A 24,235-nucleotide genomic window follows, 5' to 3' on the forward strand; every position below is an offset into this window, starting at 1 on the left:
CCGATCAGGGAAGGCCGGGATGCGACCGAGCGAGATGGACCGTGCAAGTTTCGTCGCCCGATTCGGCGGCGTGTTCGAACATTCGCCCTGGGTCGCCGAAGGCACCTGGGATGCCGTCAATCAGGGGGAAACCTGCCGGACGACGCGGAGGGCTTGCACGCCGCCATGATCGCCGTCCTGCGCGCCGCCGATCATGACCGGAAGCTGGCGTTGCTGAACGCCCATCCCGATCTGGCGGGCCGGCTGGCGCTGCGCGGCGAGCTGACGGCCGACAGCACGGCGGAGCAGGCCAGCGCCGGGCTGGACCGCTGCACGCCGGAGGAGTTCGCCCGCTTCACCGAGTTGAACGACGCCTACAAGGCGCGCTTCGGCTTCCCCTTCATCCTGGCGGTCAAGGGCCGCAGCCGCGCCGACATCCTGGAGGCCTTCGAAACCCGCCTGTCCAACGGGCCGGAGGAGGAGTTCGCCACGGCGCTGGCCCAGGTCGAGCGCATCACCTGGCTCCGTCTCCAGGATTTGCTGCCCAAGGACATCGAGCCATGACGACGTTCGGCGCGGACCTGATGGCGCGGCTGGACGCCTTCGCCGGCTTCACGGAGGAGCCGGGGCTGCTGACCCGCCTGTTCCTGACCCCGCAGCACCGCGCCGCCGCGGATTGGCTGATGGAGCTGATGGGCAAGGCCGGGATGAACGCCCGGCTGGACCCGGCGGGGACGGTGGTCGGCCGCTACGAGGGGACCGTGCCGGGCGCGCCGGCCCTGCTGATCGGTTCCCACATCGACACGGTGCGCAACGCCGGCCGGTATGACGGGAATCTGGGCGTGCTCGCCGCCGTCGCGGCGGTGGCGGAGCTGGACCGGCGTGGCGAGCGCCTGCCCTTCGCCATCGAGGTGCTGGGTTTCGGCGACGAGGAGGGGGTGCGCTTCCCCGTGACCCTGACCGGCAGCCGCGCCGTGGCCGGCCGCTTCGACCGGGCGGCGCTGGAGACGCGCGACCGCGACGGCGTGCGCATGGCCGACGCGCTGCGCGCCTTCGGCGGCGACCCGGAGGCCATCGCCACGGCGGCCCGCAAGCCGGGCGAGGCGCTGGCCTTTCTGGAGGTCCACATCGAGCAGGGGCCGGTGCTGGAGGCCGAAGGGTTGCCGGTCGGCATCGTCACCGCCATCAACGGCGCCACGCGCTTCGCCATCCGGTTGCGCGGCATGGCCGGCCATGCCGGCACGGTGCCCATGGCGCTGCGCCGCGACGCGCTGGCCGCCGCCGCCGAGATGACCCTGGCGGCGGAGCGGGTGGCCGCGGCCTCGGACGCCGGGGCCCCCGAAGCTGGATTGGTGGCGACGGTGGGCCGGATCGAGGCGAAGCCGGGCGCCGTCAACGTCATCCCCGGCGAAGTCGCCTTCACCCTCGACGTCCGCGCGCCGGAGGACGCCGTGCGGCGCGACGCCTGCGCCGCCATCCTCGCCGATTTCGAGGCGATTGCCGCCCGCCGCGGCGTGGAACTGACGGTGGAGACCACCCACGACGCGGCGGCCGCCCCCTGCTCCCCCGGCATCCGGCGGCAGATCGAGGCGGCGGTGGTCCGCGCCGGCGTCCGTCCCCGGTCGCTGCCCAGCGGCGCCGGGCACGACGCCATGGCCTTCGCCGGCGTGCTGCCGATGGGCATGCTGTTCGTCCGCTGCGCGGGCGGCATCAGCCACAACCCCGCCGAATCCATCACTGCGGAGGACGCCGACCTCTCGGTGCGCATCCTCCTGGACATCATCCGCCACTTCGAGCACGAGACCGCGACAGCATGACCGACGCCGCCCAACAGGCCATCCACGCGTTCCTGGAACAGACCCGCGACGCGCAGGTCCGCTTCCTGGCCGAACTGGTCAAGGTGCCCTCCGACAACCCGGCCGGCGACTGCGCCCCCCATGCCGAGCGCGCCGCCGCGCTGCTGGAGGCCATGGGGCTGACGGTGGAGCGCCACCCGGTCCCGGCGGATCTGGTGCAGGCCAACGGCATGATTTCCGCCACCAACCTGATCGTGCGCCGCCGCTTCGGCGACGGGCCGACGGTGGCGCTGAACGCCCACGGCGACGTGGTGCCGCCGGGCGAGGGCTGGACCCGCGACCCCTACGGGGCGGAGGTGGTGGACGGCTGGATGTACGGGCGCGGCGTCGCCGTCTCGAAGTCCGACTTCGTCACCTACACCTACGCCCTGCTGGCGCTGGAGAAGGCCGGGCTGGCGCGCGGCACGGTGGAGCTGCACCTGACCTACGACGAGGAGGCGGGCGGCGAGATCGGGCCGAAATGGCTGCTCGACGAGGGGCTGACCAAGCCGGACCTCGCCATCGCCGCGGGCTTCAGCTACGGCGTCGTCACCGCGCACAATGGCTGCCTGCATCTGGAGGTCGAGGTCACCGGAAAATCCGCCCACGCCGCCCTGCCGATGACCGGCATCGACGCGCTGGAGGCGACCACCGCGATCCTCGGCGCGCTCTACGAGCACCGCAAGGGCTACGCGGACACCGTGTCGGCGGTGGGCGGCATCGGCTCGCCGCAGTTGACGGTCGGCCTCATCAAGGGCGGCATCAACACCAACGTCGTTCCCGACCGCGTGACCCTGCGCCTCGACCGCCGCATGATCCCGGAGGAGGCGCCGGAGACGGTGGAGGAGACCTTGCGCGCGGTCATCGCCGCGGCTGCTGCAGCCTTCCCGACGGCCCGCGTCGAGGTCCGCCGCATCCTGCTGGCCCGCCCGCTGACCCCGCTGCCCGGCACCGACCGGCTGGCCGCCGTCCTCTGCGCCCAGGCCAGCCGCGTGATGGGCGAGCCGGTGGAAACCAAGGGCGTGCCGCTCTACACCGACGCGCGCCATTACTCGGACGCGGGCGTGCCCATCGCCCTGTTCGGCGCCGGCCCCCACACCATCGAGGAGGCCAACGCCCACCGCGCCGACGAGCGCCTGCCGCTGTCCGACCTGTTCAAGGCGACGGAGGTTGTGGCGCTGTCGCTGTTGGAGGTGTTGGGCGAGGGGTGAGGCCCCCACCCTAACCCTCCCCCGCTGGGCGGGGGAGGGGACTGCCGCCGCTTCGCGAATATCTCCCTCCCCCGCCCAGCGGGGGAGGGCCGGGGTGGGGGCAATGGCGCTTCCACAACGATAAGAACGACAAGGACGACCCGCCGGTGATCATCGAGAACGATCTGAAGCTGGACTTCAAGGACGTGCTGATCCGCCCGAAGCGCAGCACCCTGGAAAGCCGCAACGACGTGGACATCGAGCGGACCTTCCGCTTCGTCCACAGCGGGCTGGAATGGACGGGCTTCCCGCTGATCGCGGCCAACATGGATGTGGTCGGCACCATGGCCGTCGCCCGCGCCCTGTCGCGCTTCGGCGCGATGACCGCGCTGCACAAGCACTACCCGGCCGACGCGCTGATCCCCTTCTTCCGCGACGAGGACACGGCCAACGTCTTCTATTCGCTGGGCACGACCGAGGCCGACTACGACAAGTTCCAGGCGGTGAAGGCCAAGGCCCCGGTGGCCAAGCTCTGTCTGGACGTCGCCAACGGCTACACGGAGCGCTTCGTGCGCGTCATCAGCCGGTTGCGGACGGAGAACCCGGACATGGTCATCATGGCCGGCAACGTGGTGACCGGCGACATGACCGAGGCGCTGGTGCTCGCCGGGGCCGACATCATCAAGGTCGGGATCGGGCCGGGGTCGGTCTGCACCACCCGCAAGATGACCGGCGTCGGCTATCCGCAGCTCTCCGCCATCATCGAATGCGCCGACGCCGCGCACGGGCTGAAGGGGCAGGTCTGCGGCGACGGCGGTTGCACGGTGCCGGGCGACATCTCCAAGGCCTACGGCGCCGGTGCGGACTTCGTGATGCTCGGCGGAATGCTGGCCGGCCATGACGAGTGCGAGGGCGACATCCGCTACGAGGAGCGCGACGGTCGGAAGGTGCCGGTGGCGATGACCTTCTACGGCATGTCGTCCGACACGGCGATGCACAAGTACGCGGGCGGCGTCGCCTCCTACCGCGCGTCGGAAGGCAAGACCGTGGAGGTCCCCTACCGCGGACCGATCGACGGTACGATGCAGGAGATCATGGGCGGCGTGCGCAGCATGATGACCTACATCGGCGCCACCAAGCTGAAGGAGGTGTCGAAGCGGACCACCTTCGTCCGAGTCGGCGCGCAGCTCAACACCGTCTTCGGAGGCTGACGCCACGGGAGGTACCCAGCCCCGGGTACCTCCGTCTCCACCGCCTTCCTCCGGAACCACCGGCGGGTTCCACCGTTCGCAGGATGTGCGGACGGGTGGGGCGCCGGACGGTGTGCTCCCCTTGTCCGCCTTTTGGCAGGACGAGGAAGGCAGAGCTTATGCGTGATTTCGATGGGGCTGCTCCGGCGTATGTGGGGCGGACGGACGGACCGGCGGTCTTTGATTACCTGATCGTCGGCGCCGGCTTCGCCGGCAGCGTGCTGGCGGAGCGGCTGGCGGCCGGGCTGGGGAAGCGGGTGCTGCTGATCGACCGGCGCCCGCACATCGGCGGCAACGCCTACGACCATCACGACGACGCGGGCGTGCTGATCCATCGCTACGGCCCGCACATCTTCCACACCAATTCGCAGCCGGTGGCGGACTATCTGTCCCGCTTCACCCAGTGGCGCCCCTACGAGCACCGGGTGCTCGCCCACGTCGACAGGCAGCTCGTCCCCATCCCGATCAACCGGACGACGGTGAACAAACTGTACGGGCTGGACCTCGACGAGGCCGGCGTGGCGGCGTTCCTGAAGAGCCGGGCGGAGCCGGTCGCCGACGTCCGCACCTCCGAGGACGTGGTGGTCGGCGCGGTCGGGCGGGAGCTGTACGAGAAGTTCTTCCGCGGCTACACGCGCAAGCAATGGGGCCTCGATCCGTCGCAGCTCGACAAGGCGGTGACGGCGCGGGTGCCGACGCGGACCAACGACGACGACCGCTATTTCGGCGACAGCTTCCAGAACATGCCGCTGCACGGCTACACGCGGATGTTCGAGACCATGCTCGACCACCCGAACATCACCATCCGCCTGGGCGCCGATTTCCGCGACGTGGTGCGCGACGCGCGCTACCGCAACCTGATCTTCACCGGCCCGGTGGACGAGTATTTCGAGTACCGTTTCGGCAAGCTGCCCTACCGCTCGCTGACCTTCCGGCACGAGACGGTGGACCAGGAATGGTTTCAGCCCGTCGCCGTGGTGAACTACCCCGGCGAGGAGGTTCCGCACACCCGCATCACCGAATACAAGCATCTGACCGGCCAGACCAACCCGCGGACCAGCCTGACCTACGAATACCCGTCAGCGGAGGGCGACCCCTACTACCCGATCCCCCGCGCTGAGAACGCGGCCCTCTACCGCAAGTACCAGGAGCTGGCCGACGCGACGCCGAACGTCCATTTCGTCGGGCGGCTGGCGACCTACCGCTACTACAACATGGATCAGGTGGTGGCGCAGGCGCTGGCGCTCTACACCCGCATCGCCAAGGCCGAAGGCGCGGTGGCGGAGGGCGCGCGCGGCATTTCCGGGATCGGCACCGCCCAACCGGCCTCCCCATCGTCCGCGCCGGTCCACAGCAGGAGGGAAGCCTCATGAAAGCGTTCGGAATGGCCCTGGCCACCGCGGTTGTCCTCGCCATCGGCGCCAGCGTGATCCTGGAAGGCACGCTGGGCCGCACCGCCGACCAGACCTACGCGGCACCCTCGGTCCGGTTGAGCCAGGACAACACCGTGCAGTACCGGAACTTCATGGGCCACCCGGCGGAGTGACGGCTGCCGCTCCGCAGGTTCGATCCCGTCACTGAAGCCAGGGCGAGATGAGGGATGTGTGGACGCCGCGGCCGGGTCAGGCGGCGTCCTTCACCGCCTCCAGCACGATGGTGATCTCGTCGACCACGTTGTTCTGGCTCTCGATGGCCTCGGCGATGTCCTGGTTGGTGACCTGCCCCGCCTTCAGCCGTTGTTGCCAGCGCGGCATCAGCTTGTAGCCGACCGACAGGATGCGGAAATCCACGTTCAGATGCATGGCCAGCCGCGTGTTCGGCCAGCCGCGCTCGATGAACTTCCGGTTCTCCTCCATCGAGAACAGGCTCAGCACGTTGGGCGTGATCGGCCGGACATGGGTCGGGTCGCCGAGGAAGCCGTCGCTGCGCGGGTGCGGCACCTTGATGGTGATCCGCGCGCCGTGCCGGCAGACGCGGTGCATCTCCGTCATGATGTTCAGGAACTGCCCGGTTGTCTGGCCCATATGCTCCAGCGCGTGGATGAGCTGGATGTCGGCGACGCTGTTCGTCTCGAACGGCCAGGGCACGGCTTCCAGGTCGGCCTGGATGTCCGGCCCGAAGGTGCCGTACTTGTCCACATTCACATAGCCGGGAAGCCGCGTGTCGCCGCAGCCGAGGTTGAGCTTGAGGTCCGACATCCTGCGCGCCTTCGGTCCGCCGTTGTTGCCACCGGCAGGACCGTACACCGCCCGCGGCCCAAACGACAGATCGGGGACGCCCACCCTACATGTCCAAACCAACGTCCAAATTCGGCGCGCTGTGGGTCAGCCAGCCGACCGAGATCATGTCGACGCCCGCTTCGGCGATGGCCCGCACGGTGGACAGGGTGACGTTGCCCGACGCCTCCGTCACCATGCGGCCGTCGACCATGGCGACGGCGCGGCGCAGCGTCGGCGGGTCCATGTTGTCGAGCAGGACGACGTCGACCGGCAGGGTCAGCAGCTCCTCCAGTTGGGCCAGCGTGTCCACCTCGACCTCCACTTTCACCATGTGGCCGATGGCGGCGCGGACGCGCTCGACCGCCGGGAGGATGCCGCCGGCCACGGCGATGTGGTTGTCCTTGACCAGAACCGCGTCGTCCAGCCCGAAGCGGTGGTTGAAGCCGCCGCCCAGCCGCACCGCGTGCTTTTCCAGGACGCGCAGGCCGGGGGTGGTCTTGCGGGTGCAGACGATGCGGGCGCGGGTTCCCTCGACCTCGCGGACCAGCGCGCGGGTCGCGGTGGCGATGCCGGACAGGCGGCCCAGCAGGTTCAGCGCCGTGCGCTCCGCCGTCAGCAGGGCGCGGGCGCGGGCCGTCACGGTGGCGATGGTGGCGCCGGGGGCCACGTCGGCGCCATCGCCATGCTCCACCCGCAGCTCCGCCGCCGGGTCGAGCATGCGGAAGGCGGACAGGGCGACCTCCAGCCCGGCGACGCGCCCGTCCCTGCGGGTGGCCACCCGCGCCGTCGCCACGGCGTCCGCCGGGACGATGCTGTCGGTGGTGATGTCGCCGGCCCGCCCGAGGTCCTCCGCCAGGGCGGCGCGGACGATCGGCTCATAGGTCAGAGGATGGAGCATGCGGCGTCTCCGGAAAGGGGGCCGGCGGCCCCGGTCAGGTCGGTGAGGGTGAAGCGGTGGCGCTGCGCCGCCGGGTCTTCCTGCGGGAAGTCGGTTCGGAAATGCGCCCCGCGGCTTTCGCTGCGGGCGAGCGCCGCGTGGACGATCAGCCGCCCGGCCAGCAGGCGGTTGCGCGCCTCGCCCCAGCGGCGGACGGCGACGAGGTCCACCGGGCCGTAGCCGCACAGCGCGTCGAGCGCCACGGCGAGCCGGTCCAGCTTGCGCCGGGCGGTCCACAGACCCACCCCGTCGCGCACCAGCCCGGCGCCCTGGTAGAGCGTGCGGCGGGATTCGTCGGTGATGGCGTCGAGCAGGCCGGCCCCGATCTCCCCGGCGACGGCCGGGATGTCGGGCAGGGCGAAGGGCGGCAGGGGAGGCAGCTCCCGCCCGGCCACGTCGCGGGCCACCCGCGCACCGAACACCAGGGCCTCCAGCAGGGAATTGCTGGCCAGCCGGTTGGCGCCGTGGACGCCGGTGCAGGCGACCTCGCCGCAGGCCCACAGCCCGTCCAGGCTGGTCCGCCCGGCGGGATCGGTGACCACCCCGCCCATGTGGTAATGCGCCGCCGGGGCGACCGGCACCGGCTCCCGCCAGGGGTCCAGCCCGTGGGCGGCGCAGAGCGCCAGCACGGTGGGGAAGCCGTCCGGCCTGGCGGCCAGCGCCGGGCGCAGGTCCAGCCGCACCGGCTCCCCCGCGGCGACGCGGGCGCCGATGGCGCGGGCCACCACGTCGCGCGGCGCCAGTTCGGCCAACGGGTGTTCCGCCGCCATGAAACGGACCCCTCGCCGGTCGAGCAGCAGCGCCCCGGCGCCGCGCAGCGCCTCGGTCAGCAGCGGGGCGGGGTCGGCGTTCACGGCGAGCGCCGTGGGGTGGAACTGCACGAATTCCACATCGGCGAGCAGAGCCCCGGCCCGCGCAGCCAGCGCCAGCCCGTCGCCGGTCGCCTCCGGCGGGTTGGTGGTGCGGGCGTAGGCCCCACCGACCCCGCCGGTCGCCAGCACCACGCGCGGCGCGCGGTGGAACACCCAACCTTCGGCGTGGCAGGCCAGCACGCCGCAGACCCGCCCGTGGCGCACCGCCAGATCGACGGCGAAGGCATTGCTCTCCACCCGGATCGACGGGGTGGCGCGCACCCGCTCGGCCAGCGCCGCGACCAGCGTCGCCCCGGTGGCGTCGCCGCCGGCATGGACGATGCGCGCCGCCCCGTGCGCCGCCTCCCGCCCCAGCAGGGGGGCGCCGCCGGCGTCGCGGTCGAAGGGCAGCCCGGCGAGGAGCAGCGCCCGCACCCGCTCCGCCCCCTCGCGGGTCAGCAGCAGGGCGCGGTCCGCGTCCACGAAGCCGGCCCCGGCGGCCACCGTGTCGGCGGCGTGCGCCTCCGGCCCGTCGCCGGGGCCGATGGCGGCGGCGATGCCGCCCTGGGCGTGGTTGCTGGAGCCGCCCGGCAGGTCCGGCGTCTTGGTCAGCAGCGTGACGGCGCGCGGCGCCAGATGCAGGGCGGCGGTCAGCCCGGCCATGCCGGAGCCGATGACGACCACCTCCGAATCGCGGACCGTGTAAGGGGTGGGCATGGAAGGCCTCCCGACGAGGGGGAATTGTGACGAAGGCATCCCCTCTCCCGTCCCGGGAGAGGGAGGGGCCCGCCGCGGCGCGGCGGGAGGGTGAGGGTACCGGCAAGGATCAGCGCCTTGATCCTCGCGCAACCCTCACCCGGCCCTTCGGGCCACCCTCTCCCGGGACGGGAGAGGGGATGGACGATGGAGATCAGCGCGGCTTCACCGCCAGCATCCGTTCCACCGAACGGCGGGCGCGGTCGGCCACCTCCGGGGCGATGGTCACCTGCGGTTCCAGCGTGCGCAGGCTGTCCAGGATGTTCGCCAGCGTGATCTTCTTCATGTGCGGGCACAGGTTGCAGGGCCGCACGAACTCCGTCTCCGGCGCGGCGGCGGCGATGTTGTCGCTCATCGAGCATTCGGTGACCATCAGCACCCGCGGCGGGCGGCGGTCCGCCACGAAATCGACCATGCGGGCGGTGGAGCCGACGAAGTCCGCGGCTTCCAGGACGTCGGGCGGGCATTCCGGATGGGCGATGACGACCAACTCGTCGAAGCGTCCGCGGAACTCGCGGATCTCGTCGCCGGTGAAGCGCTCGTGCACCTCGCAGTGGCCCTTCCAGGCGATGATCTCGACGCTGGTCTGGGTGGCGACGTATTTCGCCAGATACTCGTCGGGCAGCATGATGACGCGCGGCGCGCCCAGCGATTCCACCACCTCCACCGCGTTGCCGGAGGTGCAGCAGATGTCCACCTCCGCCTTCACGTCGGCCGAGGTGTTGACGTAGGCGACCACCGGCACGCCCGGATAGCGCTCGCGCAGCAGCCGCACGTCGGCGGCGGTGATCGATTCGGCCAGGGAGCAGCCCGCCCCGGTGTCGGGAATCAGCACCGTCTTGGCCGGGTTCAGCAGCTTCGCCGTCTCCGCCATGAAATGCACGCCGGCCACGACGATCACGTCGGCGTCGGTCTCGGTCGCCCGTGCGGCCAGCGCCAAGCTGTCGCCGACGATGTCGGCCACGCCGTGGAAGATCTCCGGCGTCTGGTAATTGTGCGCCAGGATCACCGCGTTGCGCTCGCGCTTCAGGCGGTTGATCTCGTGGACCAGCGGAGCGTGGAACGGCCACTCGACGGCGGGCATCACGCGCTTCATGCGCTCGTAGATCGGCTGCGTCGCCGCGGCGATGTCGGGCGTGTAGGCAAGGCCGGTGGTGTCGCGCATGGCGCCTTCCTTTAATGCTCGCTGTGAGCAAAACCATAAATGCTCGATTGGAGCATATCAAGCGGAAAAGAATGCGTCGTGCGGAACGTCGGTGATTCGCCCTACTTGGCTTCCTGGCTGCTCAGGTCGGACGGGTTTTCGGAGCGGGTCGGCTCGTGCCCCATGTCGGGTTCGCTGGCCCATTGGTTGGGGCGCGGCACCGGGTTGCCGTGAAGGTCGGGCGGCGCCCGGCGCAGGTCGGTCAAGGCCTGCTGCAACTCCGCTCCCTGGGTCTCGCCGCTGGTGCTGGATTTGGGCGCGCGGACGCCCTGTTCGTTGGGCGGCGGCTCCTGGCTCTGCTGCACCTTGATGTCGTTGGACAGCGACTCCTTGTTGACTTCCTGGGCGATGACGTTGCCGGTCATCAAAAGCCCGGCGACAAGGCCGGAAGAGACGAGACCGGAAGAAATGAGGGCGGCGAGCAAGGCGGCGGACTCCTTTTGAAGGAAGGGGTGGCAAGGCCGTCCCTCCCACCAACAGGCGTTGGCACCAACCCTCCCGTTCGCGCGTTATCAGGGGCATGGACCCGACCGACGCCCCGACTCTGCCGCCCATTTTCCAGCCCTGGCCCGCCGAGGCGGACGGCCCCTTCGCCACCGCCCGCCGCTTCGCCGCGGAGGGGGCGGCGCCCGGCACGCTTGTCCACAGCGGCCGGCGCGACCGGCTGGACGTGGCGGTGGTGCTGGTTCCCGACCGCCCGGACGCCGGCGACGGCCTTGCCGCCGTCACCCTGGTCGCGCTGGCCGACGCGCTGGAGGCGCTGGGGCCGCCGAACCAGAGCATCCGCTTCGACGGCGCGGGCCGCCTGCTGTTGAACGGCGCGGTGGCCGGCGGGGTGACCGTCGCGCTCGGCCCCGGCGCCGAAGACGGGCTGCCCGCCTGGGCCGTGGTCGGGGCGGAGCTGGAGGTGCTGGGCGATCCCGACGACCCCGACCCGGGGCGACACCCCGATCGCACGGCGCTGCGCGAGGAGGGCTTTGGCGACACCGACGCCGTGGCGGTGCTGGAGAGCTTCACCCGGCATTTCCTGACCTGGATCGACCGCTGGATGGACGCGGGGTTCGAGCCGGTGCGGCGGGTCTGGGAACAGCGGTTGATCGCAACGGCACAGGGAAGGCGATCATGAGCGGGCAGGCCGAACGGCGCGGCGTCGGGATCACGGTGGAGCGCCAGCGCATCGACAATCCGTGGGTGGACGCCCGCTGGCGCGTCACCGGCGCCCTGCCGGCGCTGCCCGACCGCGCGCCCTGGACCGTGCTGGCGCAGGATGGCGAGCGCACCGGCTATTACGCGGGTGCGGCGGAGATCGTGCTCCATCCCGGCGAGACGGAGAATTACGTCGAGAATCTGAAGGGCGGCCACCCGATGCTCTACGTCATCCTGCGCCGCTGCGCGGAGGAGCCGGGGCTGCGGCTGCTCGCCGTCACCGTCGATCCCGGCGAGGTCGACGCCCATTCCGACGCGGGCGACGACCTGATCGAAGCGATTCCGCTGCCGCCCGATCTTTCGGAATGGATGTGCGACTTCGTGGCCCGGCACCACACCGAACGGCCCTTCTACAAGCGCCAGCGCGACCGCGCCGACCCGGAGGCGCTGGCCCGCCGTGCCCCGGTTGCTCATCCTGAAAAGGATCACCGCCATGGATGACGGGTCCGAAGGATTCCTGTCCCGCTGGTCGCGGCGCAAGCAGGAGGCGCGTACGGCGCCCGTCGAGACCCCCGAGCCTCATGAGAATCAGGAGGCGGCGGAGGAGCCGCAGGCCATTGCCGTTCCAACGCCGGAACCCTTCGATCCGGAAAGCCTGCCGCCGGTGGAGAGTCTGGGCGCGGACAGCGACTACACCGGTTTCCTCGCCAGCAACGTCCCGCAGGAGCTGAAACGGCTGGCCCTGCGCAAGGCCTGGACCAGCGACCCGGTGATCGCGGGCTTCCGCGGCTTCGCCGAGTATGACTGGGACTGCAACGCTCCCGGTTACGGCAAGCTGCTCGCCACCGACCGCATCGCCGACCTGCTGGACCGCATCGCCACCGACGAGAAGCCGGCGGAGGAGGAGAAGGTGGAGGAGGTGGTGGTTGCCGAGGTGGACGAGTCTGAGGAAGTGGACAGTGCTGCCCCCACCCCGGCCCTCCCCCGCTCCGCGGGAGAGGGAGATGATCGCGAAGTGGCGGCAGTCCCATCCCCTGCGAAAGCGGTGGAGGGTTAAGGGTGGGGGCAGCACCGAGGCGCGAAGGCAAGTCCACCCCGCTTAGACTGCGCAACCTTTGAGCATTCCCGCTGTTGTCCCTGATGAGCCGGACCTTAACCGGCCACGGAAAAGGCGAAGCGGGGCAAGGGCATGGCGGAAACGGCCATCATCGACGACGCGGATCGGCTGCGGGCGCAGGCGTACGGCCTGCTGGCCCACCTGTTGGCGCGTCCGCCGTCGCGCGACCTGCTGGCCACGGTCGGCGCTCTGGCCGGGGACGGTTTGCCGCTCGGCCGGGCCATCAGCGATCTGGCCGTACGCGCCCGTACGCTCGCCGACGCCCTGGACGGCGAACACCGGGCCGAGCGCGAGTATCATGAGCTGTTCCTCGGGGTGACGCGGGGCGAGCTGGTTCCCTTCGCCTCCTACTACCGCACCGGCTTCCTGATCGACCGGCCGCTGGCCCGCCTGCGCGAGGACATGCAGGCGCTGGGCATCGAGCGCGCCCCCGGCGTCAGCGAGCCCGAGGACCACATCGCCGCCATCGTCGAGATCATGGGGGCGATGGCCGCCGGGACCGTCGGCACGGCGGACGGCGAGCCGGACCTGCCGCGCCAGAAGCGCTTCTTCGAGCGCCACCTCGCCCCGTGGGCGGGCCGCTTCTTCCAGGATCTGGAGGAGGCGTCGGCGGCGCATTTCTACCGGCCCGTGGGCACCTTCGGGCGGCTGTTCCTGGACATCGAGACCAACGCCTTCGCGATGATCGCGTCCGCCCCTCCGGGCGCGCCGCGCGGGGCCGACCAGCGGGAGGGCACGATCCATGCACCGTGACGACAGCCAGAAGAAAACCGGACTGGAACGCCGCAGCCTGCTGAAGGGCCTTGGGCTGGGTGCGGCGGGTGCCGCCGCCGTGGCCGCGACCTTGCGCGCCACCCCGGCGGAAGCGATGGAATCGCGGCAGGAACAGGTGAAATCCCGCTACCGCGAAACCGACCATGTGAAGCGTTTCTACGCGCTGAACCGACTCTGACCGCGACGTTTCTTATCCAAAGGGCCGCCCCATGCTCGTCAAGCGCAACGCCGGAACCGCCGCCACCCGCGCCTCCCTCGCCCGCCGCCTGAACGGATTGTCGGCCAACGGACTGTCCGCGGGCACCGCCGGGCTGGGGGAAACCGTCGACCGCCGCGGCTTCCTGAAGACCTCCGGCCTCGCCGCCGGGGGCATGGCGGCTCTGAGCGCGCTGCCCGCCGCGATGATCCGGAAGGCCGAGGCCGGGCCGACCCTGCCCAACGTCGAGGTCGTCACCCGCAAGAACGTCTGCACCCACTGCTCGGTCGGCTGCACGGTGATCGCGGAGGTGCAGAACGGCGTCTGGACCGGGCAGGAACCGGGCTGGGAAAGCCCGATCAGCCAGGGCGCGCACTGCGCCAAGGGCGCCTCGGTGCGCGAGCTGACCAAGGGCGAGCGGCGGGTGAAGTACCCGATGAAGCTGGTCGACGGCCAGTGGCAGCGCATCTCCTGGGATCAGGCCATCGAGGAGATCGGGACCAAGCTGCTGGAGATCCGCCAACAGTCCGGGCCGGACGCCACATTCTGGCTGGGCTCCGCCAAATTCTCCAACGAGGGCGCCTATCTCTTCCGCAAGCTGGCGGCCTTCTGGGGAACCAACAACGTCGATCATCAGGCGCGCATCTGCCACAGCACCACGGTCGCCGGGGTGGCGAACACCTGGGGCTACGGCGCGATGACCAACAGCTACAACGACATCCAGAATTCCAAGGCGCTGCTGATCATCGGCGGCAACCCGGCGGAGGCCCATCCCGTCTCGCTGCCGCACATGCTGCGCGGCAAGGAGCACAACCGCGCCCCCTTCATCGTCATCGACCCGCGCTTCACCCGCACCGCCGCCCATGCCACCGACTATGTGCGCATCCGTCCCGGCACCGACATCCCGGTCACCTGGGGCATCCTCTGGCACATCTTCGAGAACGGCTGGGAGGACAAGGAATACATCCGCCAGCGGGTCTACGGCATGGACGAGATCCGCGCCGAGGTGAAGAAGTGGGACCCCGCGACGGTGGAGAAGGTCAGCGGCGTGCCCGGCGAGCAGCTTTACCGCGTGGCGGAGGCGCTGGCGAAGAACCGGCCGTCCACCGTCATCTGGTGCATGGGCATCACCCAGAAGACCACCGGCACCGCCAACGTCCGCGCCCTGTCGATCCTGCAGCTGGCGCTGGGCAACATCGGGGTGGCCGGCGGCGGCGCCAACATCTACCGCGGCCACTGCAACGTGCAGGGCGCCACCGACTTCGGGCTCGACGTCTCCACGCTGCCCTCCTACTACGGGCTGGCCGAGGGGGCGTGGAAGCATTTCTGCCGCGTCTGGGACGTCGACTACGACTGGATGAAGGCCCGCTTCTCCTCCAAGGAGCTGATGGAGGCCAAGGGCATCCCGACCACCCGCTGGTTCGACGGCGTCACCTACAAGCCGGAGGAAATCCAGCAGCCGTCGCCGCTGAAGGCGATGGTCGTCTTCGGCCACGGCGGCAACACCGTCACCCGCATGCCGGAGATGCTGAAGGGGCTGGAGCAGCTGTCCCTGCTGGTCATCGCCGATCCGCACCCGACCACCTTCGCCGCCTTCAAGGAACGCAAGAACGGCACCTACATCCTGCCCGCCTGCACGCAGTTCGAGACGGACGGTTCGCGCACCTGCTCCAACCGGTCGATGCAGTGGGGCGAGAAGGTCGTGGAGCCGATCTTCGAGTCCAAGGACGACTACACGATCATCTATCTGCTCGCCCGCAAGTTCGGCTTCGCCGACGAGATGTTCAAGCACATCACGGTGGAGGAGACCCGCCCGGTGCCCGAGGACATCCTGCGCGAGATCAACCGCGGCTGCCTGTCCACCGGCTACACCGGCCAGTCGCCGGAGCGGCTGAAGATGCACATGAAGCATCAGGCCGACTTCGACAAGATCACCATGCAGGCGACCAGCGGCCCGCTGAAGGGCGAGTATTACGGCCTGCCCTGGCCCTGCTGGGGCCATCCGGAGCTTCGCCACCCCGGCTGCGCCGTGCTCTACGACACCTCCAAGCATGTGATGGAGGGCGGCGGCGTCTTCCGCGCCCGCTTCGGGGTGGAGCGCAACGGCGTCAGCCTGCTCGCCGACGGCTCCTATTCCAAGGGGTCGGAGATCGAGGACGGCTATCCCGAATTCACCATGGCGATGCTGCGCAAGCTGGGCTGGGACAAGGACCTGACGGCGGAGGAGATGCGCGTCATCCAGGCCATCGGCGGCGACAAGGTGGACGAGGTGAGCTGGCAGACCGACCTGTCCATGGGCATCATCCGCGTCGCGCTGAAGCATGGGTGTTCGCCGCACGGCAACGCCAAGGCGCGTGCCGTCGCCTGGAACCTGCCCGACCCGGTGCCGCTGCACCGCGAGCCTATCTACTCGCCACGGCCGGAGCTGGTGAAGGAATACCCGGCGATCGAGGATCGGCGCGACTACCGCCTGCCGCAGCTCGCCCGCTCGCTCCAGTTCAAGATAGCGGACAGCGACATCCGCCAGCGCTTCCCCTTCATCCTGACCTCCGGACGGCTGGTCGAATACGAGGGCGGCGGCGAGGAGACCCGCTCCAACCCATGGCTGGCCGAGCTGCAACAGACGATGTTCGTGGAGATCAACCCCAAGGACGCCGAGCGTCTGGGCATCCGCGATGGCGGCATGGTCTGGGTCTACGGGCCGGAGGACAGCTCCAAGGCGCGGATGCGCGCCCTGGTGACCGAACGCATCGGCACCGGCACGGTCTTCATGCCCTTCCACTTCTCCGGCTACTGGCAGGGCAACAGCCTGCGGGAGAACTACCCGCCGGGCACCGACCCCATCGTCCTGGGCGAGCCGGCCAACGGGGTGACGACCTACGGCTACGACCCCATGACCTTCATGCAGGAAACCAAGGTGACGCTGTGCCGCGTCGAACCGGCCTGACGCGCAAGGAGGACAGACAACCATGGCCCGCATGAAATTCCTGTGCGACGCGGAACGCTGCATCGAATGCAACGCCTGCGTCACCGCCTGCAAGAACGAGCACGACATCCCCTGGGGCATCAACCGGCGCCGCGTCATCACGCTGAAGGACGGCGTGCCGGGCGAGCGGTCGATCTCCATGGCCTGCATGCACTGCAACGATCCGCCCTGCGCGGCGGTCTGCCCGGTGGACTGCTTCTACCAGACGGCGGACGGGGTGGTGCTGCACTCGAAGGACCTGTGCATCGGCTGCGGCTATTGCTTCTACGCCTGCCCCTTCGGTGCGCCGCAGTACCCGCAAGCGACCAACTTCGGCGGGCGCGGCAAGATGGACAAATGCACCTTCTGCACCGGCGGTCCCGAAGAGGACAACACGATGGAGGAGTACCAGAAATACGGCACCAACCGGCTGGCCGAGGGCAAGCTGCCGCTCTGCGCGGAAATGTGTTCCACTCGCGCGCTGATGGCCGGTGACGGGGACGTCCTAGCCGACATTTACAAGGAGCGGACGGTGCGCCGCGGCTACGGCTCCGGCGCCTGGGGCTGGTCGACCGCCTATGGCCGGAACGACCGCGGCGACGCCTTCAGCCCGGGCCGCGAGGGCACCGGCGGGAGCTGAGCGGGTGGGGTTTTGCCCCCTCCCTAACCCTCCCCCGCTGGCGCGGTGGAGGGGACTGCCGCCGCTTCGTGTACAGCCCCCTCTCCCGCGCAGCGGGGGAGGGCCGGGGAGGGGGCAACAGCATTCCAACGCAAAGCCCCCGCCAAGGCAAAGCGCACACTCTCTAGGGAAGGACGCGCCATGACGAAGCTCCTGCGCCCCCTGCTGGTCCTGTTCGTTCTGCTGCTCGCCGCCCCGGCGGTGCAGGCGCAGTTCTACCAGACGCCGGGGCCGACCTCGCCGACCTCGAAGGACGAGGTGCAGCTCTACCAGACGCCGGACGGCAAGCTCACCGGGCGGGTCAGCATCCCCGACGGGAAGCTGGGCGTCCTGGTCCAGCCGGAAGGGCGGGAGTGGCGCGAGTTCCGCATGGTCTGGCTGAAGATCATCGCCGGCGCCCTGATTCTGGGGCCGATCGCGGTGCTGGCGATCTTCTACCTGATCCGCGGCACCATCCGCATCCAGGGCGGTCGGTCGGGGCGCCCGGTGCCGCGCTTCAGCGGCATGGACCGCTTCGCCCACTGGACGACGGCGGTCAGCTTCCTGCTGATGGCGCTGACCGGGCTGATCCTGACCTTCGGGCGCATGCTGCTGATCCCGCTGATCGGCCACCCGAACTTCACGATGCTGGCCGAGGCCAGCAAGTACATGCACAATTTCTTCAGCGTGCCCTTCGTCCTTGGCCTGCTCATGATCTTCGTGCTGTGGGTGCGCGACAACATCCCGGAGAAGGCCGATCTCGTCTGGCTGAAGACGCTCGGCGGCGTGTTGAGCAAGTCCGGCGAGCATCCGGAGGCCGGGCGCTTCAACGCCGGTCAGAAGGGCGTCTTCTGGGCGGTGGTGTTCGGCGGCTTCGCGCTGTCGCTCACCGGCTTCCTGCTGATGATGCCCTTCGCCGTCACCGGGATCGGCGGCATGCAGATCCTGCATGTGGCGCACGGGGTGGTGGCCGCGCTGATGATCGCGCTGATCATCGGGCACATCTACATCGGCACCATCGGCATGGAGGGCGCGTTCGACGCCATGGGCAGCGGCGTGGTGGACGAGAACTGGGCCAAGGACCATCACCGCCGCTGGTACGAGGAGCAGCTCCGCAACGGGCAGGCCAATCAGGACGGACGGCTGCGGCATCATGCGGCGGAGTGAGGCGCGGAACCGCTCGACAGGCGCGCCGGCATGACCGATCCTTCCGCACAACCAATTGTGCGCAGGGGGGATGCATGCCGCTCGATCAACGGGAGTCGCTGTTCCGCCGCATCGCGGAGCGGCGCGACGACCTCGTCGCGCTGACCCGCGACCTGATCCGCATCCCGACCGTGAACCCGCCCGGCGACGTCTACACCGACTGCGCGGAATTCCTCGGGCGACGGCTGGCCGGGCGCGGCTTCGCCGTGGAGTATGTGCGGGCCGACGGCGCGCCGGGCGACAGCGACCGCTACCCGCGCACCAACGTCGTCGCCCGCGTCGAGGGGCGCGAGCCCGGCCCCTGCGTGCACTTCAACGGCCACATCGACGTGGTGCCCGCCGGCCAGGGCTGGACGGTCGATCCCTTCGAAGGCGTGGTGAAGGACGGGCGCGTCTACGGCCGCGGCGCCTGCGACATGAAGGGCGGGATCGCCGCCTCCATCATCGCCGTGGAAGCGATCCTGGAGGCCGGCATCCCTTTCCCCGGCGCGTTGGAAATCTCCGGCACGGTGGACGAGGAGTCCGGCGGCTACGGCGGGGTCGGGCACCTCGCCACGCTCGGCTACTTCTCCCGCCCGCGGGTCGATCACGTCATCATCCCGGAACCGCTGAACGTCGACCGCGTGTGCATCGGCCACCGCGGCGTCTGGTGGGCGGAGATCGAGACCAAGGGCCGCGTCGCCCACGGCTCCATGCCCTTCCTCGGCAACTGCGCGGTGCGCCACATGGGGGCCGTGCTGCACCGGATCGAGACGGAGCTGATCCCCCGTCTGGCCGCCAAGCGCACCACCATGCCGGTGGTCCCGGAGGGGGCCCGGCAGTCCACCTTGAACATCAACGCCATCCACGGCGGCCAGCCCGAGGACCATGGCGGCCTGCCCAGCCCGATGGTGCCCGACCGCTGCCGCATGGTCATCGACCGCCGCTACCTGATCGAGGAGGACCCGGAGGAGGTGCGGGCGGAGATCGTCGGCATCCTGGAGGGTCTGCGCCGCGAACGCCCCGGCTTCGATTACGAGCTGCGCGAGGTGCTGGCCTTCCTGCCCACCCTGACCGACGCCGACGCGCCGGTGGTACGGGCGGTGGGGGCGGCCATCGAGACGGTGCTGGGCCGCCCGGCGGCGCAGGTGGTGTCCCCCGGCACCTACGACCAGAAGCACATCGCGCGGGTCGGGCATCTCAAGGACTGCATCGCCTACGGTCCCGGCATTCTCGACCTCGCCCACCAGCCGGACGAGTATGTGGACATCGACGACATGGTCCATTCCGCGCAGGTCATGGCGATGGCCGCCCTGTCTTTGCTGCGGCGGGAGGTGTAGGGGAAAGAGCGCCGGCTACTTCCAGGTGACCCGGCCGCCGACCTCCTCGGCGATGAAGTCCGACCAGCGCTCGCGGTCACCCAGGAGGTTCGCCGGGAAATAGTCGTTCAGCTCCACGGACTGCCAGCGGTAGCCGGGACGGTTGAAGAGGTCGCTGCCCTCCGCCAGGAAGCGCGGCACGTCGATGCCGTCGAGGATGTCGTCGCGGTTCAGCTCCTGGTGCGAGAAGCTCTGGATCTTGTGCCGGATGGCGGCGTCGTCGCCGATGTAGGAGAAATGCCAGCCCGCGTGGGGCAGGATGTCCACGTAGGCGGGCCGGGTCTCGGGGGTGTAGCGGTCCAGCGTGCCGCGGCTCTCCCGGATCTGCTGCGGCGTGGTCATCCGGGCCATCAGCCCGCGGACGGCGACGGGGAAGACCGAGAAGTTCTCGCCCTCCACGTTCATGAAGTTGACCTTGAAGTAGAACAGCGGCACGCGGAACCCGGCGATCATCGCCGAACTGTCGCGCAGCGACGCGAGCGAGCGGGCGCGCAAAATCTCGTCCACGTCGGAGACGACGACGATGTCGTCCGGCTCCACCTTGTCCAGCCCGAGCGCGATGGCGTTCCGCTGCGCCCGCTCGCGCACCCAGGGATTGTCGGTTTCCGGGAAGTCGGGGGCGACGATCAGCTTCACCTTGTCCAGGAAGGGCAGGAAGCGGTCGCGCTCCTCCATGAAATGCAGGGGCTTGGTCGCGCCGGTGAAGGTCTGCTTGGCCTCGACGATCACGAACTGGTCGACGGTGTCGTACAGCTCGCGGAAGCGCAGCTCCAGAAGGTCGAGTTCGTTGTGGAAGGTGAAGCAGTCGTAGATCTTCGGCTGGCGGCGCTGCGGCGCGGCCACCGCCGGCCAGCGCGACCCCGGCGCCGCCGTCGTCTGCACGGCATCGGCCAGGGCCAGCACATAGTCCCGCGCGGCACCGCTCGTCCATTCGGTGATCTGGGAGCGCAGGACCGTCTCGTCCCGCCGCGCCACCAGCTTGCGGACCATGGAGGCGAAGGGGGCCTTGCGTCCGGACAGCGCGAGGCTGGTCATCAGGTCCGTGTACTCCCGCCGGTCGAGGAGCGGGCCGTCCATCACCTCGATCCGCTCCTCCAGCGCGCGGTCCCCCAGCACCTTGCCGAAGTTGAACAGGCCGTGAAAGCCGAAGGCCGGTCCCGGCACCGGCGTCCGCTCGAAGGCGAAGCGGTCGGCCACCGCCTCCGGGGCGAAGCGGATGCCGGCCTTCTCCAACGCCGGGCGCTCGGTCCGGCAGATGACGTGGTCCTCGGGGATGCCGGCTTCGAAAGGCAGGTCGCGCAGCCGGTCGAGCAGGGCGGCGGAGCGCAGGGAGAAGCCGCCGTTCCCCACCGTCATGCCGTCGTCGTACCAGCCCCAGCGGGCGCCGATGTAGTCGAAGGCGCGGAACGCCTCCGTCCAGGCCTGCGGATCGGCGACGAAGCCGTCCCACTGCGCGATCAGGACATGCTTCGTCGTCACCAGCCGGCGCAGGCGGACGTTGATGGTGTCCGAATAGTCGTCGATGTCGTTGATCGGGGCGATGCGGTGGAAATCGACGCCCGGAATCCTCGGGTCGCGGTCGGAAAGGAGCAGGACGCTGGAGAAGCGGCAGGCGGCGATGCTGTCCCGGATGGCCATCTCGACCAGGGCGTGGTTCGCCGTGTCGGCGAACACCAGCGTGCAGTCCTCGATCCTCACCATCCCGTTCCCCGTTCTGCCGCCGGCGTCGGCCGCCCGCGGGCGCGGATCCTATCACGGCGGTTGTGGGGCTGCCACGGGCGGAGCGCCGGCCATCCTTGAGCAGTCCGTCTCAGAGCCCGACCTCCTTGACGGGCGGGGGCCGGTCCCTTAGCTTGCGAATGTTCCCTGGGGGGCCTCGCTAGGAGGCTGAGACTCCGCCGGTCCGGCGCTTTCATCCGGACAACGCGGTGACCCATCGAACCTGATCCGGGTCATACCGGCGTAGGGACGGGACTGAAGGGCGGCACGGCGTACCCCCATTCCATCCAGACACCGCTTGTCCCGGCAACAGTTTGTTGGCGTTGCAAAAGGTGTGCGGACGTGACCGAAGCCCGACTTGTCGAAGAGCTGCTGGCCTTCATCGCCGCCGGAGAGGCGGACGAGGAGGCGTTCAACCGCATGGCGCTGGCCGTCTTCGCGCACCAGTTCGAGACCAACGCCCCCTACCGCCGCTTCGCCACCCAGCGCGCGCGCACCCTGCGCACGGTGAAGAGCTGGCGCGACGTGCCCGCCGTGCCGATCAGCGCCTTCAAGGACCTGACGCTGAGCGGCCGCCCGCCGGAGGAATGCCCGCACGTCTTCATGACCAGCGGCACCACCAAGGGCGTGCGGGGCAAGAGCCACCATCCGACGCTGGCGGTCTACGACCGCTCGATGACCGTCAATTTCCGCCGCCGCTTCATGGGCGAGTATGAGCGGCTGCGCATGGGCATCCTGTTCCCGACCGAGCAGGCGATGCCCAGCTCCTCGCTCGCCCATTATCTGGCGCTGGCCAAGAGCGAATTCGGGACGGCGGAGAGCCGGTACTTCGTCTCCGACGCCGGGCTGGACGTGGACGGGGCCATCGCCGAGCTGTCCCGCGCCGAGGCCACCGGCGAACCCTACGCCCTGCTGGGGGCGAGCTTCAGCGTCGTGCATCTGATGGACGCGCTGGCCGAGCGGGGGCGGAGCTTCGCCCTGCCGGCGGGCAGCCGCGTCCTCGACACCGGCGGTTTCAAGGGCCAGTCGCGCGAGATGGCGGCGGAGGAGTTCTACGGCCGCCTGTCCGCGACCTTCGGCGTGCCGCGCCGGCTGTGCATCAACATGTACGGCATGACGGAGCTGAGCACCCAGTTCTACGACGACGGCAACGAGGCCTGCCCGTCGGTGAAGTCCGGCCCGCATTGGATCCGCAGCCGGGTCATCAACCCGCTGACCGGGCAGGAGGTGCCGCGCGGCAGCGTCGGCGTTCTGGTCCATCACGATCTGGCCCATTTCAACTGCGCGTCGGCCATCCTGACCGAGGATGCGGGGGTGGAGGTGGACGGCGGCTTCCAGCTTCTCGGCCGGGCCGACGGGGCGGACGCCAAGGGCTGCTCCATGGCGGTCGAGGATTTCCTCAAAGCGGCGCGGGCGACTTGATGGAGCGCGCCGGGCATCTGCCGGGGCTGTCCGCCGACGCGGTGGACTGGCGGACGCTGACCTTCCGGCGCGGCGCCGAGACGCTCGACGTGGCGGTGCCGGTGCTGAGCGAGGCGCAGATCGCCGAATTGGCAACGCGGGTGCGCGCCAACGCACGGGCTTATCTGAAAAGCCGCACCGTGGCGGAGATCGCCGCCGCCATCGACCGCGCCGTCGCCCGGCTGCTCGACCGCGGCGACCCGTGGCGGCGAAAGGCCGAACGTCTGCTGCCGCTGGTCACCGGCTACGACGCGGAGATGGTCCGGCTGGGGCTGACCGGCTATCTGAAGACCTTCCGCGGGCCGGAGCTTCGGAAATTCATCGCGGAGGATTTCGCCAATCCGGCGGTGCTCGACGATTTCCAGCCGATGCCCAAGGGCGGCTTCGCCCGCGCCTTCGGGCCGGAACTGCTGCTGCATGTCTGGGCGGGCAACGTGCCGGGCCTGCCGCTGTGGAGCCTGATTTCCGGTCTGCTGGTGAAGGCCGGCACGGTCGGCAAGCTGCCGAGCGCCGAGCCGCTGTTCGCCGGCTGGTTCGCGCAGATCCTGGCGGAGATCGACCCGGAGCTGGCCGACTGCATCGCCATCGTCTGGTGGAAGGGCGGCGACGAAGCGACGGAGCGCGCGTGGCTGGGCCGCGCCGACACGGTGGTCGCCTATGGCGGCAACGACGCGCTGGAGGCCATCCGCTCGCGGGTGCCGATCACCACGCGCTTCCTGCCCTACGGTCACAAGATCAGCTTCGGCATGGTCGCCCGCTCCGCGCTCGACGCCGGGAAGGCGGGGGCGGTGGCGCGGCAGGCGGCCTACGACGTGGCGCGCTACGACCAGCAGGGCTGCTACTCGCCCCAGACCTTTTTCGTGGAGCGCGGCGGGCGGGTGTCGCCGCGTGAATTCGCCGGCTATCTGGCGCACGAGCTGGACGCGCTGGGCAGCAAGTTCCCGCGCCGCCCTCTGTCGATGGGCGAGGCGGGCAGCGTCGCGTCCTGGCGCAACGCGGAGGAGACGAAGGGCTTTGCCGACCCCAGCCGCGCCCTGCTGGGCGATCCGGCGGGAAGCTGGGCGGTCGCCTACACGGACGCCGCGGACGGTCTCTCGCCTTGCGGGCTGAACCGCACGGTGACGGTGGTGGCGGTGGACCGGCTGGCCGAGGCGGTGCCGGGGCTGGCGCCCTACCGCGCCTTCCTCCAGACCGTGGGCATCGCCGCCGCGCCGGAGGAGCTGTTCGCGCTCGCCGGAGCGCTGGGGGCGGTCGGTGTGACGCGCCTCTGCGCGCTCGGCCGCATGACCGCGCCGGAAGCGGGCTGGCACCATGACGGGCGGTTCAACCTGCTGGACCTCGTCACCATGACCGAGATCGAAGGCTCGGCGGAACGGGCGGCGGACGCGTTCGCTCCCTACACGGATTGAGGCGC

23 protein-coding genes and 1 riboswitch are annotated in these 24,235 nt (G+C 70.1%); of the genes, 17 read left to right on the plus strand and 6 right to left on the minus strand.

The window, feature by feature from the left end:
- Window positions 1–153 precede the first annotated feature (153 nt).
- The 6 genes from uraD (at window position 154) to ACWPN5_RS23930 (ending at window position 5,800) form a co-directional block, all read left to right on the plus strand.
- Complete coding sequence (gene uraD, locus ACWPN5_RS23905; protein ID WP_492297767.1) at window positions 154–543, plus strand: 2-oxo-4-hydroxy-4-carboxy-5-ureidoimidazoline decarboxylase; 390 nt, start codon at window positions 154–156, stop codon at window positions 541–543.
- Window positions 540–1,796 carry an allantoate amidohydrolase gene (locus ACWPN5_RS23910; protein WP_492297769.1) on the plus strand — a complete coding sequence of 419 codons (1,257 nt, stop codon included), beginning with the start codon at window positions 540–542 and terminating at the stop codon, window positions 1,794–1,796. The genes uraD and ACWPN5_RS23910 overlap by 4 nt, the downstream gene beginning before the upstream one ends.
- Window positions 1,793–3,025, plus strand: a complete 1,233-nt coding sequence (locus tag ACWPN5_RS23915; RefSeq protein WP_492297770.1) for a M20/M25/M40 family metallo-hydrolase — start codon at window positions 1,793–1,795, stop codon at window positions 3,023–3,025. The genes ACWPN5_RS23910 and ACWPN5_RS23915 overlap by 4 nt, the downstream gene beginning before the upstream one ends.
- Window positions 3,026–3,171: 146 nt before the next feature.
- Entirely contained in the window at window positions 3,172–4,215 is a 1,044-nt protein-coding gene (locus tag ACWPN5_RS23920; RefSeq protein WP_145678702.1) for a GMP reductase, read from the plus strand.
- 158 nt (window positions 4,216–4,373) lie between these two features.
- Window positions 4,374–5,627: a UDP-galactopyranose mutase gene (glf, locus tag ACWPN5_RS23925; protein WP_145689172.1), complete on the plus strand. Its 1,254-nt coding sequence runs from the start codon at window positions 4,374–4,376 to the stop codon at window positions 5,625–5,627.
- Window positions 5,624–5,800 (plus strand): hypothetical protein, encoded by a 177-nt coding sequence (locus ACWPN5_RS23930; RefSeq protein ID WP_186466174.1) that lies wholly within the window; start codon window positions 5,624–5,626, stop codon window positions 5,798–5,800. Before glf ends, ACWPN5_RS23930 begins: the two co-directional genes overlap by 4 nt.
- A gap of 76 nt (window positions 5,801–5,876) precedes the next feature.
- Here the strand turns inward: ACWPN5_RS23930 and ACWPN5_RS23935 are convergent, their stop codons facing one another.
- The 5 genes from ACWPN5_RS23935 to ACWPN5_RS23955 all read right to left on the minus strand — a co-directional run bounded on the left by ACWPN5_RS23935 (window position 5,877) and on the right by ACWPN5_RS23955 (window position 10,646).
- A complete protein-coding gene (locus ACWPN5_RS23935; RefSeq protein WP_200479387.1) occupies window positions 5,877–6,452 on the minus strand; it encodes a class I SAM-dependent methyltransferase in 576 nt (191 codons plus the stop codon).
- Window positions 6,453–6,537: 85 nt separating this feature from the next.
- Entirely contained in the window at window positions 6,538–7,371 is an 834-nt protein-coding gene (gene nadC / locus ACWPN5_RS23940; RefSeq protein WP_492297773.1) for a carboxylating nicotinate-nucleotide diphosphorylase, read from the minus strand.
- Window positions 7,356–8,978, minus strand: a complete 1,623-nt coding sequence (locus tag ACWPN5_RS23945; RefSeq protein WP_492297775.1) for an L-aspartate oxidase — start codon at window positions 8,976–8,978, stop codon at window positions 7,356–7,358. Before ACWPN5_RS23945 ends, nadC begins: the two co-directional genes overlap by 16 nt.
- A 193-nt stretch (window positions 8,979–9,171) precedes the next feature.
- The gene (gene nadA, locus ACWPN5_RS23950; RefSeq protein ID WP_492297776.1) at window positions 9,172–10,182 is read right to left on the minus strand and encodes a quinolinate synthase NadA; all 1,011 of its coding nucleotides are present in this window, start codon (window positions 10,180–10,182) and stop codon (window positions 9,172–9,174) included.
- Between the two features lie 101 nt (window positions 10,183–10,283).
- A complete protein-coding gene (locus tag ACWPN5_RS23955) occupies window positions 10,284–10,646 on the minus strand; it encodes a hypothetical protein (protein WP_145689177.1) in 363 nt (120 codons plus the stop codon).
- Between the two features lie 95 nt (window positions 10,647–10,741).
- Here ACWPN5_RS23955 and ACWPN5_RS23960 point away from each other — a divergent pair, with 95 nt between their 5' ends.
- From ACWPN5_RS23960 to ACWPN5_RS24000, 9 genes are all read left to right on the plus strand, one after another.
- The gene (locus tag ACWPN5_RS23960; RefSeq protein ID WP_492297777.1) at window positions 10,742–11,347 is read left to right on the plus strand and encodes a biotin/lipoate--protein ligase family protein; all 606 of its coding nucleotides are present in this window, start codon (window positions 10,742–10,744) and stop codon (window positions 11,345–11,347) included.
- Window positions 11,344–11,868, plus strand: coding sequence for a DUF3305 domain-containing protein (locus tag ACWPN5_RS23965; protein ID WP_492297779.1), 525 nt, complete (start codon window positions 11,344–11,346; stop codon window positions 11,866–11,868). The genes ACWPN5_RS23960 and ACWPN5_RS23965 overlap by 4 nt, the downstream gene beginning before the upstream one ends.
- Window positions 11,861–12,424: a DUF3306 domain-containing protein gene (locus ACWPN5_RS23970; protein WP_492297781.1), complete on the plus strand. Its 564-nt coding sequence runs from the start codon at window positions 11,861–11,863 to the stop codon at window positions 12,422–12,424. The genes ACWPN5_RS23965 and ACWPN5_RS23970 overlap by 8 nt, the downstream gene beginning before the upstream one ends.
- A gap of 132 nt (window positions 12,425–12,556) precedes the next feature.
- Entirely contained in the window at window positions 12,557–13,237 is a 681-nt protein-coding gene (locus ACWPN5_RS23975; protein ID WP_492297782.1) for a TorD/DmsD family molecular chaperone, read from the plus strand.
- Window positions 13,227–13,436 (plus strand): twin-arginine translocation signal domain-containing protein, encoded by a 210-nt coding sequence (locus tag ACWPN5_RS23980; RefSeq protein WP_492297784.1) that lies wholly within the window; start codon window positions 13,227–13,229, stop codon window positions 13,434–13,436. Before ACWPN5_RS23975 ends, ACWPN5_RS23980 begins: the two co-directional genes overlap by 11 nt.
- 31 nt (window positions 13,437–13,467) lie before the next feature.
- Complete coding sequence (locus ACWPN5_RS23985; protein ID WP_492297786.1) at window positions 13,468–16,401, plus strand: formate dehydrogenase subunit alpha; 2,934 nt, start codon at window positions 13,468–13,470, stop codon at window positions 16,399–16,401.
- 22 nt (window positions 16,402–16,423) lie between these two features.
- Complete coding sequence (gene fdh3B / locus ACWPN5_RS23990; protein WP_492297788.1) at window positions 16,424–17,059, plus strand: formate dehydrogenase FDH3 subunit beta; 636 nt, start codon at window positions 16,424–16,426, stop codon at window positions 17,057–17,059.
- Window positions 17,060–17,239: 180 nt separating this feature from the next.
- Complete coding sequence (locus tag ACWPN5_RS23995; protein WP_492297790.1) at window positions 17,240–18,244, plus strand: formate dehydrogenase subunit gamma; 1,005 nt, start codon at window positions 17,240–17,242, stop codon at window positions 18,242–18,244.
- A gap of 74 nt (window positions 18,245–18,318) precedes the next feature.
- Complete coding sequence (locus tag ACWPN5_RS24000; protein WP_492297792.1) at window positions 18,319–19,602, plus strand: acetylornithine deacetylase/succinyl-diaminopimelate desuccinylase family protein; 1,284 nt, start codon at window positions 18,319–18,321, stop codon at window positions 19,600–19,602.
- Window positions 19,603–19,617: 15 nt separating this feature from the next.
- Here ACWPN5_RS24000 and ACWPN5_RS24005 read toward each other — a convergent pair whose 3' ends face one another.
- On the minus strand, window positions 19,618–21,342 hold the full coding sequence (locus ACWPN5_RS24005; protein ID WP_492297793.1) for a DUF5672 family protein: 1,725 nt from the start codon (window positions 21,340–21,342) through the stop codon (window positions 19,618–19,620).
- A gap of 156 nt (window positions 21,343–21,498) precedes the next feature.
- A riboswitch (TPP riboswitch) is annotated at window positions 21,499–21,628 on the plus strand.
- Between the two features lie 74 nt (window positions 21,629–21,702).
- On the opposite strand from ACWPN5_RS24005, the gene ACWPN5_RS24010 reads away from it, so the two are divergent.
- Window positions 21,703–22,782: a LuxE/PaaK family acyltransferase gene (locus ACWPN5_RS24010; protein ID WP_492297795.1), complete on the plus strand. Its 1,080-nt coding sequence runs from the start codon at window positions 21,703–21,705 to the stop codon at window positions 22,780–22,782.
- Window positions 22,782–24,230: an acyl-CoA reductase gene (locus tag ACWPN5_RS24015; protein ID WP_492297797.1), complete on the plus strand. Its 1,449-nt coding sequence runs from the start codon at window positions 22,782–22,784 to the stop codon at window positions 24,228–24,230. Before ACWPN5_RS24010 ends, ACWPN5_RS24015 begins: the two co-directional genes overlap by 1 nt.
- Window positions 24,231–24,235 lie beyond the last annotated feature (5 nt).

The sequence above is a fragment of the Azospirillum sp. UENF 211521 genome (assembly GCF_058780535.1).